The sequence below is a fragment of the Planococcus soli genome (assembly GCF_016881065.1).
Taxonomy (GTDB): domain Bacteria; phylum Bacillota; class Bacilli; order Bacillales_A; family Planococcaceae; genus Planococcus; species Planococcus soli.
Map to the genome: position 1 here is coordinate 697070 of NZ_WXYN01000051.1, position 17408 is coordinate 714477.

Annotated in this window: 20 protein-coding genes and 1 other annotated feature; of the genes, 18 read left to right on the top strand and 2 right to left on the bottom strand. The window is 39.9% G+C overall.

Annotated elements, in window-relative coordinates; all coding sequences use genetic code 11:
• Positions 1-111 precede the first annotated feature (111 nt).
• On the bottom strand, positions 112-957 hold the full coding sequence (locus tag GJB59_RS18190) for a GAF domain-containing protein (RefSeq protein WP_142826401.1): 846 nt from the start codon (positions 955-957) through the stop codon (positions 112-114).
• Positions 958-1503: 546 nt separating this feature from the next.
• On the opposite strand from GJB59_RS18190, the gene GJB59_RS18195 reads away from it, so the two are divergent.
• Entirely contained in the window at positions 1504-2223 is a 720-nt protein-coding gene (locus GJB59_RS18195; protein WP_142826668.1) for a nucleotidyltransferase domain-containing protein, read from the top strand.
• A 63-nt stretch (positions 2224-2286) separates the two neighbouring features.
• Here the strand turns inward: GJB59_RS18195 and GJB59_RS18200 are convergent, their stop codons facing one another.
• Positions 2287-2757 (bottom strand): hypothetical protein, encoded by a 471-nt coding sequence (locus tag GJB59_RS18200; RefSeq protein ID WP_236015731.1) that lies wholly within the window; start codon positions 2755-2757, stop codon positions 2287-2289.
• 284 nt (positions 2758-3041) lie between these two features.
• On the opposite strand from GJB59_RS18200, the gene GJB59_RS18205 reads away from it, so the two are divergent.
• From GJB59_RS18205 to GJB59_RS18285, 17 genes are all read left to right on the top strand, one after another.
• Positions 3042-3791, top strand: coding sequence for a class I SAM-dependent methyltransferase (locus tag GJB59_RS18205; RefSeq protein ID WP_142826400.1), 750 nt, complete (start codon positions 3042-3044; stop codon positions 3789-3791).
• 114 nt (positions 3792-3905) lie between these two features.
• Positions 3906-4250 (top strand): ASCH domain-containing protein, encoded by a 345-nt coding sequence (locus GJB59_RS18210; protein WP_142826399.1) that lies wholly within the window; start codon positions 3906-3908, stop codon positions 4248-4250.
• Positions 4251-4350: 100 nt separating this feature from the next.
• Positions 4351-4842, top strand: coding sequence for an NUDIX domain-containing protein (locus GJB59_RS18215; protein WP_142826398.1), 492 nt, complete (start codon positions 4351-4353; stop codon positions 4840-4842).
• 93 nt (positions 4843-4935) lie between these two features.
• Positions 4936-5457: a nucleotidyltransferase family protein gene (locus GJB59_RS18220; RefSeq protein ID WP_236015732.1), complete on the top strand. Its 522-nt coding sequence runs from the start codon at positions 4936-4938 to the stop codon at positions 5455-5457.
• 169 nt (positions 5458-5626) lie between these two features.
• Complete coding sequence (locus GJB59_RS18225) at positions 5627-5881, top strand: hypothetical protein (RefSeq protein ID WP_142826397.1); 255 nt, start codon at positions 5627-5629, stop codon at positions 5879-5881.
• A gap of 185 nt (positions 5882-6066) precedes the next feature.
• The gene (gene cls / locus GJB59_RS18230) at positions 6067-7497 is read left to right on the top strand and encodes a cardiolipin synthase (protein ID WP_236015733.1); all 1431 of its coding nucleotides are present in this window, start codon (positions 6067-6069) and stop codon (positions 7495-7497) included.
• Positions 7498-7729: 232 nt separating this feature from the next.
• Positions 7730-8437, top strand: a complete 708-nt coding sequence (locus GJB59_RS18235; protein ID WP_142826395.1) for a DNA alkylation repair protein — start codon at positions 7730-7732, stop codon at positions 8435-8437.
• Positions 8438-8646: 209 nt separating this feature from the next.
• Complete coding sequence (locus GJB59_RS18240) at positions 8647-8862, top strand: hypothetical protein (RefSeq protein ID WP_142826394.1); 216 nt, start codon at positions 8647-8649, stop codon at positions 8860-8862.
• Between the two features lie 189 nt (positions 8863-9051).
• Positions 9052-9471, top strand: a complete 420-nt coding sequence (locus GJB59_RS18245) for an Rrf2 family transcriptional regulator (protein ID WP_142826393.1) — start codon at positions 9052-9054, stop codon at positions 9469-9471.
• A gap of 25 nt (positions 9472-9496) precedes the next feature.
• On the top strand, positions 9497-10408 hold the full coding sequence (locus tag GJB59_RS18250) for an NAD(P)/FAD-dependent oxidoreductase (protein WP_142826392.1): 912 nt from the start codon (positions 9497-9499) through the stop codon (positions 10406-10408).
• 41 nt (positions 10409-10449) lie between these two features.
• Positions 10450-11031 (top strand): class I SAM-dependent methyltransferase, encoded by a 582-nt coding sequence (locus GJB59_RS18255; RefSeq protein WP_142826391.1) that lies wholly within the window; start codon positions 10450-10452, stop codon positions 11029-11031.
• Between the two features lie 361 nt (positions 11032-11392).
• Entirely contained in the window at positions 11393-12781 is a 1389-nt protein-coding gene (locus GJB59_RS18260) for a M1 family metallopeptidase (RefSeq protein WP_142826390.1), read from the top strand.
• Between the two features lie 413 nt (positions 12782-13194).
• Positions 13195-13668 carry a hypothetical protein gene (locus GJB59_RS18265; RefSeq protein WP_142826389.1) on the top strand — a complete coding sequence of 158 codons (474 nt, stop codon included), beginning with the start codon at positions 13195-13197 and terminating at the stop codon, positions 13666-13668.
• Positions 13669-13775: 107 nt separating this feature from the next.
• Entirely contained in the window at positions 13776-14264 is a 489-nt protein-coding gene (locus GJB59_RS18270; RefSeq protein ID WP_142826388.1) for a hypothetical protein, read from the top strand.
• A 156-nt stretch (positions 14265-14420) separates the two neighbouring features.
• Positions 14421-14828: an NUDIX hydrolase gene (locus GJB59_RS18275; protein ID WP_244946827.1), complete on the top strand. Its 408-nt coding sequence runs from the start codon at positions 14421-14423 to the stop codon at positions 14826-14828.
• Between the two features lie 123 nt (positions 14829-14951).
• Positions 14952-15166: a binding site (T-box leader), on the top strand.
• A gap of 53 nt (positions 15167-15219) precedes the next feature.
• Positions 15220-16911 (top strand): arginine--tRNA ligase, encoded by a 1692-nt coding sequence (gene argS / locus GJB59_RS18280; RefSeq protein WP_142826387.1) that lies wholly within the window; start codon positions 15220-15222, stop codon positions 16909-16911.
• A gap of 23 nt (positions 16912-16934) precedes the next feature.
• Positions 16935-17366, top strand: coding sequence for an HIT family protein (locus GJB59_RS18285; protein ID WP_142826664.1), 432 nt, complete (start codon positions 16935-16937; stop codon positions 17364-17366).
• Positions 17367-17408 lie beyond the last annotated feature (42 nt).

Here is a 17408-nt window from a genome sequence, read left to right on the forward strand (position 1 = left end):
AAAAGGCAAATGCGCAAGCCTGCGCATTTGCCTTTCTTGTAGTAAATGTGTGAGAAAATTGTTGAAAAGACAGTCAAGATTCAACCTGGTGTTTTAGCAGGGTGGCAATTGTTATTTTTGAAGATTATAGCCAATTTTGTTCAGGGCCGATTCAATATCTGTAACATACTCAGTGTTAAGATCCATCAAATGCTCGCGAACTTCCTCCATTTTAACGAGCCAAGGCGGCAATCCGGTCATCATGACCTGAATGCCCATAATATTCAGGCCCAATACCAAGTTTTTCAAGACATCCGGAAAGCGGTTTTCCAAAAGGACAAGCTGTGACAAATCAATGATAAAAGAATAGACACTTTTTACAGCTGCATACTGCAAAGTATCTTCCATAATTTTTTTGGAACGTTCCTCGTTGATGTTGCCTTGCAAAGACAGAATGGCGAGTCCTTTTTTGATAGGAATGATTGGCACATTCACCAACTCGATATCCGCCATAGTGTTATCCAAATGAATAATATAGGATAGCACTTCGGCCATTTGCTTCAGAAAATGAATGTTCTTTTCGGTAAACTGCTTTTCTTCTTTATCCATTACACACAATGTCCCAAATACAGTCCCGTAGAAGTCGCGAAGCGTCACTCCGAGAAACCCCTTAACCTCCAGCTGTTCAGTTACTTCGAGTCCTTTTGTTAAATTGAAAGAACCCAAATTGTTGGTGTGCATCGATTCATTTTCGCTCTGAAGAATCAATCGGCAGTAAGTTCCATCGTAATCCACTTCATATCCTTCAGGAATAATATAATGATCTTTATTGAACGAACTGATTACTTTCATCGCTTTTGGTTCTCTTTGTGTCACATACGCTGTATTTACACCCAGTTCTTCGCTGATCACCTGAAACAGTTTATAAGAAACTGCTTTTAATGAATCGTGAGTGGATCTTCGCATTTTTTCTTGCATTTTGCTTCCTCCTCAATGGCTGCCAGCAGAGAGCTGTGCTATACTTTTTTTCCTTCCAAAGGAGGCGAGTAGTTTACCCTCAGCCAACACTTTAAATCTAAATGAATATTGCAATCTATAACCCGATTTTTCTAGCTTTTCAATCATCCTTAAGCTATTAGTTCAATTTTCGAAATATCTCTAGTTATAACCTATTATTATATAGGGTTTTGTGATAAATGTTAAGTATTTCAAATTTGACAGAGAAAAACTCAAAAGATAATCCCTCTGAAACAGCAATTCCTTGCATTTGAGCTTGGACTAAAGAATAGATCAAACATAGTAGATACTGACTTTCTAGAAAATGGGATTGCTGCATACATACCTTAGAAAAGCCAATTGGTACGAACGCAATTAGTGTATTCTAAAGCTCATTTTATGTCTGTTTTTAGTGATAAACTTAAGTTAAAAGTTTGATGTTTGAAAAGTTATGGGCAAAAAATACGAAAGCTATCGAAATTTATAATAATGGATTAATAAAACAGGAAGGAAAGGTGCAAAAAAATGATGGGAAAGAAACTACCTGCAATCGATGCAGCGAAAAGTTTTATTCAAAAAAACTTTCCAGATTGTGATGGAGCTATATTGGCCGGAAGTGTCATTCGGGGAGAGGAAACTGAAACGTCTGATCTCGACATTGTGATATTCGATGGGAAGTTATTCGCTCCTTATAGAGAATCTTTTATTGATTTCGGTTGGCCAATCGAAGTATTCGTCCATAATTGGAGCAGTTACAAAGCTTATTTTTTTAACGACTGTGAAAGAGCCAGGCCATCACTGCCCAGAATGGTGGCTGAAGGCATTATTTTAAGAGGCGAGGCAACAATTGCTTCTATAAGAAATGAAGCGGAAGAGTTGTTAGCCAGAGGACCTAAAGAATGGACGAACGAAACAATCTCGTTAAAACGATATTTTCTTACAGATACGCTAGATGACTTTATTGGATGCACTAATCGAGCGGAAGCAATTTTTGTAGCAGGATCCTTGGCTGAAGCAACAGGTGAATTTGTGTTACGAACAAACAATAGCTGGATTGGCAGTTCTAAATGGATCCTGCGTGCATTAAAGAAATATGATATGGAATTGGCTAACCATTTTGTTGATGCGTTTGATACGTTCTATAAAACTGGAGATAAAAATAAAGTAATTCAATTAGTAGATGAAGTATTACAGCCGCATGGCGGAAGACTGTTTGAAGGATTTTCTATTGGAAAGCCCATGTTATAAAGGGATGTCCCAACAAATTGATTTGGAGAAGAATCCTTCCATCAAACTCTGAGTGTAAGCATATTACTGATTAATTGACTTAGAAGTCAACATGCTAATAATGCCAATAGCAAATGCTAATGAGTGGGTCAATATAAAAGTATAGGCATTAAAATAAATACTATTTGTGTATTGATTCAACCAACCGTATCGAAAAATTCGAGAGTCTGGATTAGAAGGTGTCCCGCCCAATGCAACAATCAAATCACTTCTGTAATTTATGATTAAAAATACCATGAATCCGCCTAATAAAAGAGAAAAAGATATTACCAGTATGCTTATCATCTTATTTTGCTCTTTGGAAATTAGTTCTCTTGTTCTTTTAAATGTGTAAAGATAACTTCCAATAAAAATAGGTGATAAGCATATTATAACTAGGAGTCCCAAATTTCCATTACCAGAAGTTACACTAGGCTGAATCGTAAATACATTCTCTATCAGAATGAACCCTGAAAAAGAGAGAAAAACAAGAATTCCTCCAAGAATATCTTTCATAATAAACACTCCGCTCTTGTTGAACTGTGGCGCAGGCAATCGATATTGAACCGGTTAAACTAACTGCTCCATTATTTCAATTGCCAGCCCTGAAATTCTGTGTCCTTGAAATTACAGACAGGTATTATGAACAGTTTATTGTTTGATCGTATCTTCGTATTATTAATAATATCTTTTTTAGTCTATTTTTTGTAAAAAACTGGATATACATTCTAAATATCATTGAATATACTGAAAGTATCTTATCATAAAACTGTGAACATCCCATACGAGGTGGTAGATTGATGAAAGACTTCGAATATCAAAAATTTTATGAAGCCATTGGAAAAGTAAACGGTTGGAATTTTAGTCATTTACGAGTCTCAGCTGATCAAGCGGATTGGGATTTTAATAATGAGGTAATTAACCGGTGCAACAAAAGGGATTCTCTATTGGATATTGGAACAGGCGGAGGAGAAAATCTTTTGGAAATTGCTCATTCAGTAGAGAGGGCAATCGGAATTGATTTATCAGGGGCAATGATTGAGTCAGCAAAAGATAACTTGAAAAGGTCTAGACAAGATAATGTAAGGTTTATTCAAATGTTCTCCAAAGATTTACGGTTTCCTGAAGACTCTTTTAACATCGTTACTAGCCGACACGCACCATTTGATTCTTTTGAAGTGGCTAAGGTGCTGAAAAAAGGTGGGGTTTTCTTAACTCAGCAAGTGAGCGAAGGCGATAAACAGAATATCAAAAACATATTCGGCCGTGGCCAATCTTTTACTGAGACCGATGGAACGTTAAAAGAAAAGTACCGGACGGATTTAAAAGATGCCGGCTTTTCCAAAGTCCAGAGCTATGATTCCAACGTTCTGGAGTATTATGAAAGACCAGAAGATCTCCTGTTCCTGCTTCGACATACTCCAATTATTCCTAATTTCGGTCAGGATAAAAAGGATTTAGAGTTTTGGGATGCTGTTGTTGAAAACAACCAAACTGCAAGAGGCATTTGTACAAACTCGAAACGCTTTTTGATTGTGGCTGTTAAATAGTCTGCGGGTAGAAGCTTTATTTGATTTTAGTAAATAAAAAAATCTGGTATGTGTTTAAAATGAGATCAATCAATCATTTAGGTAAGTTCGTGAATATGTAAATTGGAGGATTTTATGAAACATGAGATGGGTTTGTACAGCGAATACTTTGAATTAATAAAGGCTGGTAAGAAAAAAGTTGAAGTAAGGCTAAACGACGAAAAGAGAAGAAATATAAAAGTCGGAGAAATCATTAAGTTTAGTAAACTTCCCGAACGAAACGAAGTGATTCAGGTGGAAGTTACAAGGCTAACAGTATATTCTCATTTCCAATCGATGTATGAACATATATCATTTACAGATTTGGGCTGTGCAGGTTGGAAAATGGAAGCAATGATAAAAGAAACTTACGATGTCTACTCACAGGAACAAGAAAAAGAATATGGTGCTTTGGCTATTCGAATTAAGCTGCTCCATTAATATTTAATTTGCTATATGACTTGAAGGAGAAGCAGGTGTGTGGATTATTAACAGACCAAATGCATTAGTTCAACTTATGGAGCAGAAGGAGACAAGTTAAATGACTAGGTTGCATGTGAAATGGGGAGAAGCGAACGTTAAATTGACATGGCTAGCAAATGGCGGAATGCCTGATGTTAGGCTGGTGACCAGTGTGCATAGCTTTTGTTTCTATAAAGATCAGCTGCTCTTGGTAAATTTAAAGCATCGAGGTTGGGATTTTCCGGGAGGGCATATCGAAGAGAATGAAAGCCCGGAAGAAAGTTTACATAGGGAAGCGATGGAGGAAGGATACGTGTCTGGAAATTGTCAGCATATAGGATGTATTATGGTTGACCAGACTGAAAATTTAATATGGAATGAAAATGGAAAATATCCATTGATCGGGTATCAAGCATTTTACAAAATGGATATAGAGAAATTCCATGCCTTTAAAGCAGAACATGAATCGTCGCAAAGAATTATGGTGCCACTGAATAGAGCTGGAAGTTACCATCATGATTGGAATAAGATTTATGAAGAGATTTTGGCCGAAGCTATTCGTTTAAAGTGAGCCTTTACTAGTGATGGCTAAAATGGAGGTGAATGGCAGGTGCTGAGGAGCGAAAACGACATTATAGAACTCATCCAACAAGACGAAGGGATGATGGAATTGCTTGAAGCGGTAAAGTTATTGGACCTGCCTGACTGGTGGATTTGTGCAGGGTTTGTCCGGTCTAAGATTTGGGATACGCTTCATGATTTTACACATAGAACGAGACTGCAAGATATTGACGTCATTTACTTTAACCCAGACAATATGCTTGAAGAAGAAGAGAAAAGATTTGAAGAAATGCTAAATAACCTAACTTCCGGTATTCCCTGGTCGGTGAAGAATCAAGCAAGAATGCATTTGAGGAACCATGTAGCCCCATATACTTCATCGGTTGATGCAATGACCAAATTTCCGGAAACGGCCACAGCACTGGGTGTGAAATTAGATCAGCAGCATAAACTGGTTTTATCTGCTCCTCATGGAATCGAAGATCTGATCGGTTTGGAAGTAAGGCCAACGCCCTTTTTTATGCTGACCCAAAACCGCATGCAAGCATACCACAAGCGAATAGAAAACAAAGAGTGGAAAGCGCATTGGCCAAAACTGACTATAACTCATCTTAAGGATATTTGAGAAACAATCAGAGATTTTTGAACGTAGTTTCTTCAAATCTGATTAGATTATTTGGTTTCTTAAATTTGATGGAAGGGTAGTAGAATTTATGTAGGTAAAAAGTATGGTGAATATAGAATCAGTATATTCTTCTGCTATCTTTATAAACAGAATGAAAGGAGAAAAGCTTATGAACTTATTAAATGAATCCAGCCCATTATTGGCCGGCTATTTGCCGTTTTTTCTCATTATTCCTTCGCTCTTATTATTGGCTTATGGCTTGGTAAAAAAATCGCATAATGTAATATTAATCAGTTACATAGTATTCTTTCCCATTTTTATGGCGCTCATCTTTATGGAAATGGATAGTTATTTATTGCCGCTGCTTTTTTTGCCGCCGCTCCAAGTATTTTATTACTTTAAGCTGAAAAACTCCCCAGCGTAGCGGGAATCCATAAAAGCTAAACAAGGAACGATACGGACTGGACACCTTTTTTTTCTTCGACCGTTTGGAGCATTCCTTGTATTCACTTCTGCTTGGAGTATAGAATGAACAAAGCTCTAGTCGATTAATGCAGATCAGAAAGAGTTCAAGGAGGAGTTAAGATTTTATTCGATTGGTTAAGCATATTGAGCAACATTTTTATAATTTTAAACCTAGTATTGGCGTTTTTCATTTTGTTTTTTGAACGCAAAACGGCATCTTCAGCGTGGGCTTGGATCTTAATCCTGTTTTTTGTCCCGATTGCTGGCTTTATCCTGTATTTATTATTTGGAAGGTCATTAAGGCAAAAGCGTTTGAATTGGCCGGTTGCCTATGAAAATAAAGATTTTCAGGGAAATATGGCTCGACAATTAGAAGACATGAAAACCGGCAGCTTTCAGCCAATTTCCAAGATTGCGAATGGCTGGCTGGATCTGATCCAAATGAATGTGGCAAGAACCGATGCACCACTGTCGACGGCTACTGACATAAAAATCTTTAACGATGGGACAAGAAAGTTTGATGCTTTGTTTGAAGACATTCGAAACGCAAAAGACCATGTGCACCTGCAGTATTTTATCCTGAATAATGATGGTCTTGGGCGCAGATTGGTTTCGCTGCTCACTGAGAAAGTGCAGCAAGGTGTAAAAGTAAACGTTCTGTATGATGATTTGGGATCCAGCAGTCTGCCAAAACGCTTTTTTGATGAATTTGAGGCATCCGGCGGAAAAACAGCGGCTTTTCTGCCAGCAATGTTTTCCCGTATAAATCCAAGGCTGAACCACCGAAACCACCGGAAACTGGTCGTTGTCGATGGTTCGATTGGCTATATTGGCGGGTTTAACGTGGGTGATGAATATGTGGGGGAAAAAAAGGAATTCGGCTATTGGCGTGATACGCATCTTCGGATAACAGGAGAAGCGGTCCATTCGCTCCAAAACCGCTTCTTCATCGACTGGAATCAGGCGGCTAAAAAAGATCCAATGGGATATGCAGAAAGTTATTTTCCGAGAGTTGACCATAAAGAAGGGATTGCAATGCAGATTGTCGCAAGCGGTCCTTTGGAAATCTATGAAGACATTAAGAACGGCTACTTGAAAATGATCCATCACGCCTGTGACTCTATTTACCTCCAAACTCCCTATTTTATTCCGGATAAGTCTATTATGGATGCGCTGCGGACAGCATCACTTGGAGGCGTAGATGTTCAAATCATGATCCCCCATTTGGCGGACCATATCTTCGTCCATTCAGCTACCCTGTCATATGTCCGCGAATTGCTGGAAGATGGCGTCAAAGTATATAGCTACAAAAATGGATTTCTGCATGCCAAAACACTGGTTGTGGACCGAAAAGCTTATTCTGTCGGGTCGGCCAATATGGATATCCGAAGCTTTGCATTGAATTTTGAGCTGAACGCTTTTGTCTACAATGCGCAGTCGGCATCGGAAATGGCGGATCTCTTTTACCAAGACAAAAAGCTATCCGTCCAATTGACAAAAGAGACTTTTGAAGAGCAGTCATGGATAGAAAAGGTGAAACAGGATGTTGCGAAGATGGTTTCTCCAATTTTGTAAGTTTTCGCTACACTCTATAAGATTCTAAAAAGAGGAAGATGCCATTATTTAGCATCTTCCTTTTTCATGCACCGTCTCTTGAAACAGATCCAATAGTGTAAACTAAAATAGCAGATAAAGTTTTTGAACGTCTTATTCACTTTGTTGATAGGAATAAACTATAGAGAGAATACGGAATATAAGTGGAGTTTTATGTAAGCCACTGTTCTTTGTAAGGGAGGGTGCAGCAAAAATGGATTTAAAACTCGCTATGCAGGAACTCGAAGGCTTGGGCAAGGAACGGACAAAAAAGATGTATATTTCAAATGGCGCGCATGAACCGTTATTCGGGGTGGGGACAGGGGCTATGAAGCCAGTTGCGAAGAACATTAAAATAGACCAGGAGTTGGCTGAAGCACTTTATGCCACAGGCAACTATGATGCGATGTACTTTGCAGGCATCATTGCAGATCCGAAGGCCATGACAGCATCCGATTTCGATCGCTGGGTGGATGCGGCGTACTTTTACATGTTGTCGGATTATGTGGTAGCGGTAACTTTATCGGAATCAGATATTGCGCAGGAAGTAGCAGACAACTGGATTGCGAGCGGCCAGGAGCTGAAGATGTCCGCCGGTTGGAGCTGTTATTGCTGGCTGTTGGGAAATCGTCCAGACACTGAGTTTTCGGAGGACAAAATTTCCTCAATGCTTGATACAGTGAAAAGGACAATTCACAATTCACCGGAACGAACAAAGTCTGCTATGAACAACTTTCTTTACACCGTAGGAATTTCTTTTGTGCCGCTCAGTGAAAAAGCGTTGGAAACATCCAAAGAAATTGGCACTGTAGAGATGAAGCGTGACAATAAAAAAAGCAGTTTTTTGAATGCCCATGAAAGCATTCAAAAAGAACTGGATAGGGGCAAGCTTGGTTTCAAACGGAAATACGTAAGGTGTTAATATATGAATGCAAAAAAGAGGGGGGATCTATATTAGTATCAACCTTGAAACATTGCATGTTGATGAAAATGGTCCAAGAAAATATTTAGTTTTCTATAAAAGAGTCAACCCGTGCTATAATTAAGAACTTAGGGCACTTGAGATTTTGCCTGAAATTGACCGGATGCCAAAAGCCTCCGCTTAGCAATAGAATATGGAGGTGTAACAATATGAACAAACGATGGACCTTTAAAGAAATTAGAGCATTTGTCGAGAAAAACTCAGACAGCAAATTGTTGTCGACGGAATACCACGGTTTCTCTCAAAAGCTGCTGTTTAAATGCGCATGCGGCAATAACTTCGAAAAAACATTTACAAAATTCAACACGAAAAACCAACGTAAATGTGACGTCTGCCAACCGCCCAAAGCACCCCGCGGGGAATAATAAATAAACAAACCACTGGTTTCTGTACAAAGAAATCAGTGGTTTTTATTATGGACATGTTGTTAAAAAGCTAAGCAGATAGAATCAATTTGAAATCAACGGCTTGACTACTTATTAGTTAAATGATATATTTTTCTTATTAGAGACAACAAGAATCTTTAATATCTTTGAACTAGAAAGGAGGGCATTATGAAATATTCAAATGCTACAAACTATGCTTTGCATACAATGGTGTATTTAATTTGGCTGCCAAAAGCCAGTACCGTTGGTGTTCAGGACTTGGCAGAATTCCAAAAGCTATCGCCGACCTATCTGTCAAAGATATTGACTAAGCTTACGAAGGCAGGTTTGATCGAATCGACGCCCGGCGCAAAAGGCGGCTATAAAATCTCTAAATCTCCAAAAGAAATTTCGTTTTTAGATGTCATCATTGCGATTGAAGGAGAAAGCAATTTGTTTAATTGCTCGATCCATCATAACGAAGGATGCCTGATCGAAAAAGTTATGCGTGAGTCTGAAGACAATATGAAAGAGGAGCTTAGCAACAGGCTGCTCATCGATATTGTGGAGAAGATGGAGCTGCAAAAGCAGGCCAAGGAAAGCAATTAAAACTTCATAGAAGGAAGATGATGGCATGATATTGGACTGTGCAGTAATTGGCGGAGGGCCAGCGGGATTAAATGCTTCGCTTGTTCTCGGGAGGGCAAGAAAGAAAACCGTCTTGTTTGACGACAATAAACCGCGCAATGCAGTGACTTCGGAAGCACATGGATTTATCACACGCGATGGCATAAATCCTCAGGAGTTAAAGCGAATCGCGCAAGAAGAGTTAGCCAACTATCCAGACGTTAAAATTGAAAGACAGCGAGTATTCCGTGTAAGTAAAGAACACGAGCTGTTCCGCATTGAGACAGAGAATGGCGAACTCTTCAAAGCAAAAAAGCTTATTTTAGCAACCGGCTTTAAAGAAGTTCTTCCGGACATCGACCGGCTAGAGGCGTTTTATGGAAGCAGCCTGTTCAGCTGTCCTTTTTGCGACGGCTGGGAACTCAGAGACCAACCGCTGGCTGTCATTGCAGAAATACCGGGTGCTTTTCATATGGCAAAAGTGGCTTCCAATTGGACAGATGACTTGGTTTTTTGTACGAACGGCAAGCAAATTCTTTCAGAGGATGAAAAGAAGATTTTGGAGATGAACGGGATCGGAGTGAATGAGAAAAAAATTCAGACACTGATTGGGAAAAACGGAGCTTTAGAAGGGATTGAGTTCGAAGACGGAGAAATTCTTTCGCGCACAGGCGGATTTGTTGCGTCTCAATGGGTACAGCCTTCTGCTATTGGTTCGCTGCTTGGCTGTAAGTTAAACGAGCGGGGCGGAATAGAAGCCGATCGTTTTCAACGGACCAATGTCACTGGCGTCTTTGCTTGTGGAGACACCTTAATGGGCGGACCGTCGCAGTTGATCATCGCAGCTGCAGAAGGCAGTATGGCTGGAATTGGCGTTAATGGAGAACTGCTTGAGGAAAGATTTTTGACGGTGAGCTAGTGCAAAAAACCTACAAATAACAGCAGAAGAGGAGAAATGCAATGACAGGTGAACGCAGCAAGTCCCATGCACGCCATCAACACGGAAAAGCATCTTACCTGGAGAGTGCCAAAAGAAGAGCGGAGTTTTCACCGGAAGAGCTGCTGGATAGAATTCCTTTAAAGAAAACCGATCACCTATTAGACTTTGGTGCAGGCACAGGCTATTTTACAATTCCCGCAGCGAAAAGGCTGGAGGGCCAAGTATATGCACTGGATATCGATCCAAGCATGCTGGAGATTATTGGTCAAAAAGCGCTGGACGGACAGCTCACCAATATCGTTCCAATCCAAGGAGGCAGCGCCGAACTTCCGTTAGCCGACAAATCCATTGATGCAGCAATCGCTTCACTGGTTTTACACGAAATCGATCCTTTGTCCGAAGTATTAATCGGAATTAGGAATGCCTTGAAAGTGAACGGCTATTTGATTGTGGTTGAGCTGGAACCCAAAGAAAATCCAATGCAGAAAGCACCGAGAATTTCACAAGCAGGAATGGAAAAAGAAATAACGGACGCGGGAATGCGCATAACCGAAAAGTTCTTTCCGACAGAATTTTTGTACGTATTGATTGCTCAAAAATAATTTTGATGAGGCAAACCTCTCTTTTTTTACAATAATTAGAGACAACAAGTGTCTTTAAAGGTTGTAATTAAGAACTCGGTTAATATAAGCTAAATTGAAAAATTCGCCTGCTGATTTACTCCATTTTTAATGGCTAATCAAAGCAATGGATAAAAGTTGGTTTCCTTAATTCCAATTAACTAATTCAATGCAGTTGAAGAAAGAGCGGATTTTATATCCGCTCTTTTTATTATTTATGAGAATCTACAAGCCAACTGGAAAAACAAATGATAAAATTTAAAAAGAGTAATGCATGAGAATGGCCTAAAGAATAATAGTTCAAAGTAATTTTGAAACCAATTGCAGAAACGGGAGATGCAGGATGAAGCTGAAAATTTGGGCAGCTGTACTGGTAATAGTTATTGGGATTATCAGCTTTTTGGTTTTGGGGAATGTTGTTTTTTGCGAAGAATGCGGTCAACAGGTGACGGAAATGCCGCAAGATGCAACAAATGCGGTTTATGACATAAAGTTCGAATTGAACGAGGCAGGAGAGTTTCAAGTGGCTGCTTCAGTTGACGTAACGAACAGCTCTTCGGATTCCTGGTCAGAAATCGGATTTTACTTAGTTCCGAACGCCATGAATTCGGTTGAAACTCCATTGTACGAAGATGAGGATCTGGAAATGGAAGTTTCTGCCGTATCTGTTGACGGGCAAGAAGCCGCTTACACCTTAGACAATAACGAACTGATGGTGGAGCTGGATACAAATTTGGAAACGGCATCGAAGGCGAAAGTTGCAATTGAGTATTCGATGGTTTTGCCGCAAAACGGCATGCGCTTGTCTCAAGTGGACGATAATTATTATTTAGCGCATTGGTACCCAATGCTCGGCCATTATCAAGATGATTGGGACATTGAGGACTATGATCCAATCGGCGAGTCCTATGATACGGATTATGGAGACTTTACCGTAACTTTCGATTTGCCCAAGGATTATTTGGTCGCAAGTTCAGCTGAAGATGGCCCAATTGAAGCAACATCGACCGGTACAGTCAATGGGGAAAACATCAAAGACTTTTATATGGCTATCATGAATCCCGATGAGTGGGAATTTGAAACAGTACAAGCCAATAGCACGGATCTTCGGGTATTTACGCCCCGATCAGCGAATATGCTGGAAGAGACTTCTGAACTGGCAGTAGATGCTTATGTCTATTTTGAAGAAAATATTGGCGATAACCCGTTTAGGGAGCTGGACATTATTGGAAACGATGGTTACATGGAGTATCCGAATATTATCGAAGTGGCTGCGGATGCAGCCTCCCAGGAATCCGTCCTGGTGCATGAAATTGCCCACCAATGGTTTTATTTCATCGTGACAAATGATCCCTTCAACGAAGCTTGGCTGGATGAAGGAGTGACGGAATTCAGCAGTTCGCTTTTCCTTAGTGACTATTACGATGATGAGGAATACGGATTTTGGGGTGCTTTAACGGCCGAAGAATACTATCCGCCAGAAACCTACGTAAACTTGCCGCTCGATCGATTTGAAGACGAGTCTTATTACTCCACCATTTACGGCAAGGTTCCGATGTTGCTGAAAGAGCATTTTGATCTTTTGGATGAAGACGGGGCGGAGCTCAAATTCCTTTCGGCTTACTACAAAGAATTTCAGTTCAAGCAGGTGGATACAGAGGAATTTAAAGTGTTTTTCGAAGACTATTTTGAAGGAGACCAAAGTGAATTTTTGGATAGTTGGTTAGAATAGGAGAATGTTGGAAAGAAGATCTCCCAAAAGGGGCTGACGTCCATTCCAGTGGACGCTTTCCGCGGGCTTGCACCGAACTAACTCGGCTAAACCGTCCAAGTGGATTTCGGCACTGCGCTACCTCGTAGAAGTCGCTGCTTCCATTCCCGTCAGCTCGTATAAAACCGGCAAAGAAAAGCAATCCTTTTCTTTGCCGGTTTTATATTTTGTAGTTATGAGACAGGGGTTTAAAGATCTGTCAGAACAAAAACTTTACTAATGCTGAACCTAAAGGTGAAACAGCTGTATAGTTGCCGGTATTTTTGCATCCGAGTACATCTAAGGTCTTAGTCCAAAACCATCCTTAGGCTGATTATTTATATGATATCCCTGATTACAATGGATTAAATGGGAAACTTAAATAACAATGAGGAGTGACGAGTATCAAATCAAACAAATTGCAGTCTTCCCGTAAGTTAGTTACATTATCGATTGTTTTACTGGCTGCAATTGTGACTGTGTCTGGATTTTTCTTGAATTCGCTTGATAGAAATCAACTGGTCCAAGATTTTTGGGTCGATATGTTTCAAAACGATTCCAAAGTGCAACAGGACATGAGCAGAGGAGAAGCCACCATTTCAGCAGAAGAATTTGCAAGTAACAATACGCTAATTGCTAAAAATGTGCTAGTTATTCCTTACTATATGCTAATCATTGCCGTAGTTCTTAGTTTGATTGGATTTCTTACTATTGGCGTGAATCCTGCAGTTGCGACTGTATTTTTGGCATTAGCCGGTATTTTTTCTCTTTTTACTATTTTTCCAGCAATTTTACTGTTCCGTGCTTCTGGTATGTTACTCGAAACTATTAAACTTGAGGGCATAACGTTTACTGAAAAAGCTTTATGACCCATAGATTTCTTGTGAATAAAACATATTTAGGAGCTGTCACAAGGAGATTTTTAAAAAATGGAGAATACAACCACATACAAACTAAAAAAGTGGAGAGGTTCTCTGTGAATAAAATACTTATGCTGGTATACGCAATTTGTGGAATCATAACTATTGGCGTTTTCTATAGTATGAATTTATTAACGCAGCCAGTGAATAATGATGATTATTGGGGAGGCAATGGCAATCCTGCATTGTTCATTCCTGTGCTAGCAATGCCGTTCATTTTATATTTTTTATATGGAACGGCGGAATTATCCATGCGGGCAAATGAAAGATGGCTTTTCCGCAAGGGGACTATTGCTGGAATCTTAATCAGCACAACTTATATTTTGGCGGCTTCATTTATCACGTATAATAAAGCATTCGAATTTCGCAAGTACATTGTTGATGAGAAAGGTGCTTCCAGCTATCCAGAGGAATTCGCTTTGTTCAACGTTTTTTCCACCCACATATTTTTTAACCCACTCACCTTTATTTTGGTAATGATGGTTTGTTTTTTTACAGGGGCAGTTTGGAGCTTAGCAAGAAATAGAAAAGAAAAAGTCCTGTGATCTATTAGATGGTTAGAGTTTAGGGCAGGCAGAACAATATAGCTGCGCTCATCAATAAGGGGACCTATTTACAGGTCTAGCTGGACATAGGAGAATTAAATTCTATGACTATCATCTCAATGCGTAGTAAAAATCAGGTTGAAGGGATTTTGCTAAGTGAATAACGAAAAAATCATATGGACTGGCGCAGCTGGAATTGTAATGGTGCAAAATAAAATTCTTATGGTAAGAGAAAAAGCCACTAAGAACTGGAGTGTACCGTCAGGCGGAATTGAAAAAGGCGAAACTCCTGAACAGGCATGTGCAAGAGAAGTTTGGGAAGAAACCGGGTTTATAGTGGAAGTTGCGAATTCCATACATATTAAAAGAGAAATAGTTGAGAACTATGACGTGACTACCTATTATTTTAAATGTGAAATCACTGATGGAGAACTTTCTTATGCAGATCCAGATGAAGAGATTGAAGAAGTTTCTTGGAAAACGTATGAAGATTTATTGGCGATACAGCATGATTATCCTGAAGATTTGGAAATGCTGTTGTCTTTTTTTGAAGAAAGTAACTAAAAGTTTAGGTACATGGCGCTTCTCGAATTCTGTCTGCAATAGATATGTTTTACCGATTTATCCAACATAAGGAAAAATTGATTGACTTAAATTTACCTGGACGTTATGATAACTGAAAAATATGTAAATTCGATGATGAAGAGAGTAGTTGCAAATGAATGCGCCAGCGAGTCAGGGAGAGTGGAAGCCTGATTGTGTTTGTTGCAATGAAGCGCACTTCTGAGAAACTGCCTGAACTTATTTGTAGGGTATTGTCGGGAAATCCCGTTATCAGTTTGAGCCGGTTCAGTTTATCCTGGACAATAAGAGTGGTACCGCGGGAAAAGCCCGTCTCTGTATTTAATTATACAGAGACGGGCTTTTTTGTTTTATCAAAAAGGAGGGTTAATGGATGGAATTGGTGAAAACGTATGCTGAGGAAATTGCTTTGGAGTTGAATGGATGGGTAGAACTGGATGAAATTATGAATTTGATAGAGCAGCCAAAGTTTGATAAGCAGGGAGACTTGGCATTTCCATGCTTTACCTTGGCAAAGGCAATGAAAAAGTCGCCTGCAAAAATAGCCGAACAGCTGGCTGCAAGAATTTCCAATCCGTACTTTGAACAGGTGATTGCAGAAGGGCCGTATGTGAATTGTTTTTACAATAAATCATTCGTCAGCTTAGAAGTCATCAGAGATATCTTGCATATGCAGTCGGATTATGGCGCATCAGCATTTGGACAAACCAAGACCGTAACCTTGGATTTCTCTTCTCCTAATATTGCCAAGCCGTTTTCCATGGGCCATTTGCGGTCAACGGTGATCGGCAATTCGTTGGCACTTATCTCAGAAAAATGCGGGTATAAGGCGATACGCATCAATCACTTGGGCGACTGGGGAACTCAATTTGGCAAACTGATCACAGCTTACAAATTGTGGGGAAGTGAACAAGAAGTAAAGGATGCTCCAATCAGTGAACTGCTGAAGCTTTATGTGAAATTCCATCAGGAAGCTGGAAACAACACAGAATTGGAAAGCGAAGCCAGGCTGTGGTTTAAAAAGCTTGAAGATGGCAACCCGGAAGCACAAAAATTATGGAAGTGGTTCCGTGAAGAATCGCTTCAGGAATTTTCCAAAATCTATTCGCTGCTGGACATTGGTTTTGATTCCAATGACGGAGAGTCTTTTTACAACGATAAAATGGATGAAGTGGTGAAGCTGCTTCGAACAAAACAACTGCTGGTCGAGTCAAACGGTGCAGAAGTTGTGGATTTGAGTGACTATAGCTTGCCGCCATTTCTGATTAGAAAAAGGGACGGTGCGACCTTGTATGGTACGCGTGATTTGGCTGCAGCTTTGTACAGAAAAAGAAATTACCAGTTTGATCAGTCGTTTTATGTCGTAGGGCAAGAGCAAACGCTTCACTTTAAACAATTGTCTTTAGTGCTGGAAAAATTGGGGTATGACTGGCCGCAAGATATGAAGCATGTCTCTTTTGGCTTTATATTGAAAAACGGCAGGAAGATGTCGACCAGAAAAGGCGGAGTTGTTTTGCTTGAGCATGTGATCCAGCAAGCAATCGACCTTGCTGAGAATAACATTGCCGAAAAAAATTCAGCGTTGCCGGATAAAAGAGCGGTAGCGAAAATGGTCGGCATCGGGGCCATTATCTTCCATGATTTAAAAAATGACCGCCAAAATAACATCGAGTTTTCACTGGCAGATATGCTGAAGTTTGAAGGGGCAACCGGTCCTTATGTTCAGTATACACATGCAAGAGCGTGCTCAATATTAACAAAATCTTCATTTAAGCCGGATCAACTCGAACCGGCTGGTCTGAATGATGAGCATAGTTGGCCGATTATCAAACTATTGCTGGCTTTTCCCGAAGTTATTGCAAAGAGCTTTGATTACACTGAGCCTTCTCAAATTGCCAAGTATCTTATTTTATTGGCACAGGAATTCAACTCCTATTACGCTCATGTGAAAATTTTGAACGAAGACATCGAGCAAGAGGGAAGGGTGGCGTTGGTTCAGGCTGTTGCTATTGTATTAAAAGAAGGGTTAAGATTGCTTGGCATAAAAGCGCCTGAAAAAATGTAGAGAAGTGAAGGGTGGAAAAAAACATGTCATATGAAACCGATTGTCCGTTTTGCAACCCAAATAAAGATCACAACCAAAAGATTGTATTTGAAAATAAAACATGCTTCTTCCTGCAGCATGACAAAGAGCAAGAGGTTCTGGAAGGCAGTGGAGTGATTGTGCCAAAGCTACACCGTGTGAATGTATTTGATTTAACAAAAGAGGAGTGGAGCGACACGTATGGCTTACTGCACCAAGCCAAAGAATATTTAGATGCAGAGTTTGCTCCAGATGGCTATACACTCGGCTGGAACGTTGGAGAGGCTTCAAATCAGTCGATTGGCCATTGCCATCTTCATGTGATCCCCAGATATAATGACGAGCCATTAGCCGGAAGGGGTCTCCGCCATTGGCTAAAGCAGCCGGAAAATAAAAGAAGCAAAGATGCCATCAAATCTGTAACGACTTCATTTTAAACTGAAGAATTTTACTATGGAACATCAAAAAAACTGCTCGCC

What these genes read in the sequence shown, in the direction of transcription:
- GJB59_RS18285 (WP_142826664.1), top strand. Translation starts at nt 16,935, where the DNA reads ATGTCATATGAAACCGATTGTCCGTTTTGCAACCCAAATAAAGATCAC.
- GJB59_RS18215 (WP_142826398.1), top strand. Translation starts at nt 4,351, where the DNA reads ATGACTAGGTTGCATGTGAAATGGGGAGAAGCGAACGTTAAATTGACA.
- GJB59_RS18250 (WP_142826392.1), top strand. Translation starts at nt 9,497, where the DNA reads ATGATATTGGACTGTGCAGTAATTGGCGGAGGGCCAGCGGGATTAAAT.
- GJB59_RS18200 (WP_236015731.1), bottom strand. Translation starts at nt 2,757, where the DNA reads ATGAAAGATATTCTTGGAGGAATTCTTGTTTTTCTCTCTTTTTCAGGG.
- GJB59_RS18205 (WP_142826400.1), top strand. Translation starts at nt 3,042, where the DNA reads ATGAAAGACTTCGAATATCAAAAATTTTATGAAGCCATTGGAAAAGTA.
- GJB59_RS18210 (WP_142826399.1), top strand. Translation starts at nt 3,906, where the DNA reads ATGAAACATGAGATGGGTTTGTACAGCGAATACTTTGAATTAATAAAG.
- GJB59_RS18235 (WP_142826395.1), top strand. Translation starts at nt 7,730, where the DNA reads ATGGATTTAAAACTCGCTATGCAGGAACTCGAAGGCTTGGGCAAGGAA.
- GJB59_RS18260 (WP_142826390.1), top strand. Translation starts at nt 11,393, where the DNA reads ATGAAGCTGAAAATTTGGGCAGCTGTACTGGTAATAGTTATTGGGATT.
- GJB59_RS18255 (WP_142826391.1), top strand. Translation starts at nt 10,450, where the DNA reads ATGACAGGTGAACGCAGCAAGTCCCATGCACGCCATCAACACGGAAAA.
- argS (WP_142826387.1), top strand. Translation starts at nt 15,220, where the DNA reads ATGGAATTGGTGAAAACGTATGCTGAGGAAATTGCTTTGGAGTTGAAT.
- GJB59_RS18225 (WP_142826397.1), top strand. Translation starts at nt 5,627, where the DNA reads ATGAACTTATTAAATGAATCCAGCCCATTATTGGCCGGCTATTTGCCG.
- GJB59_RS18220 (WP_236015732.1), top strand. Translation starts at nt 4,936, where the DNA reads ATGGAATTGCTTGAAGCGGTAAAGTTATTGGACCTGCCTGACTGGTGG.
- GJB59_RS18195 (WP_142826668.1), top strand. Translation starts at nt 1,504, where the DNA reads ATGGGAAAGAAACTACCTGCAATCGATGCAGCGAAAAGTTTTATTCAA.
- GJB59_RS18245 (WP_142826393.1), top strand. Translation starts at nt 9,052, where the DNA reads ATGAAATATTCAAATGCTACAAACTATGCTTTGCATACAATGGTGTAT.
- GJB59_RS18190 (WP_142826401.1), bottom strand. Translation starts at nt 957, where the DNA reads ATGCAAGAAAAAATGCGAAGATCCACTCACGATTCATTAAAAGCAGTT.
- GJB59_RS18240 (WP_142826394.1), top strand. Translation starts at nt 8,647, where the DNA reads ATGAACAAACGATGGACCTTTAAAGAAATTAGAGCATTTGTCGAGAAA.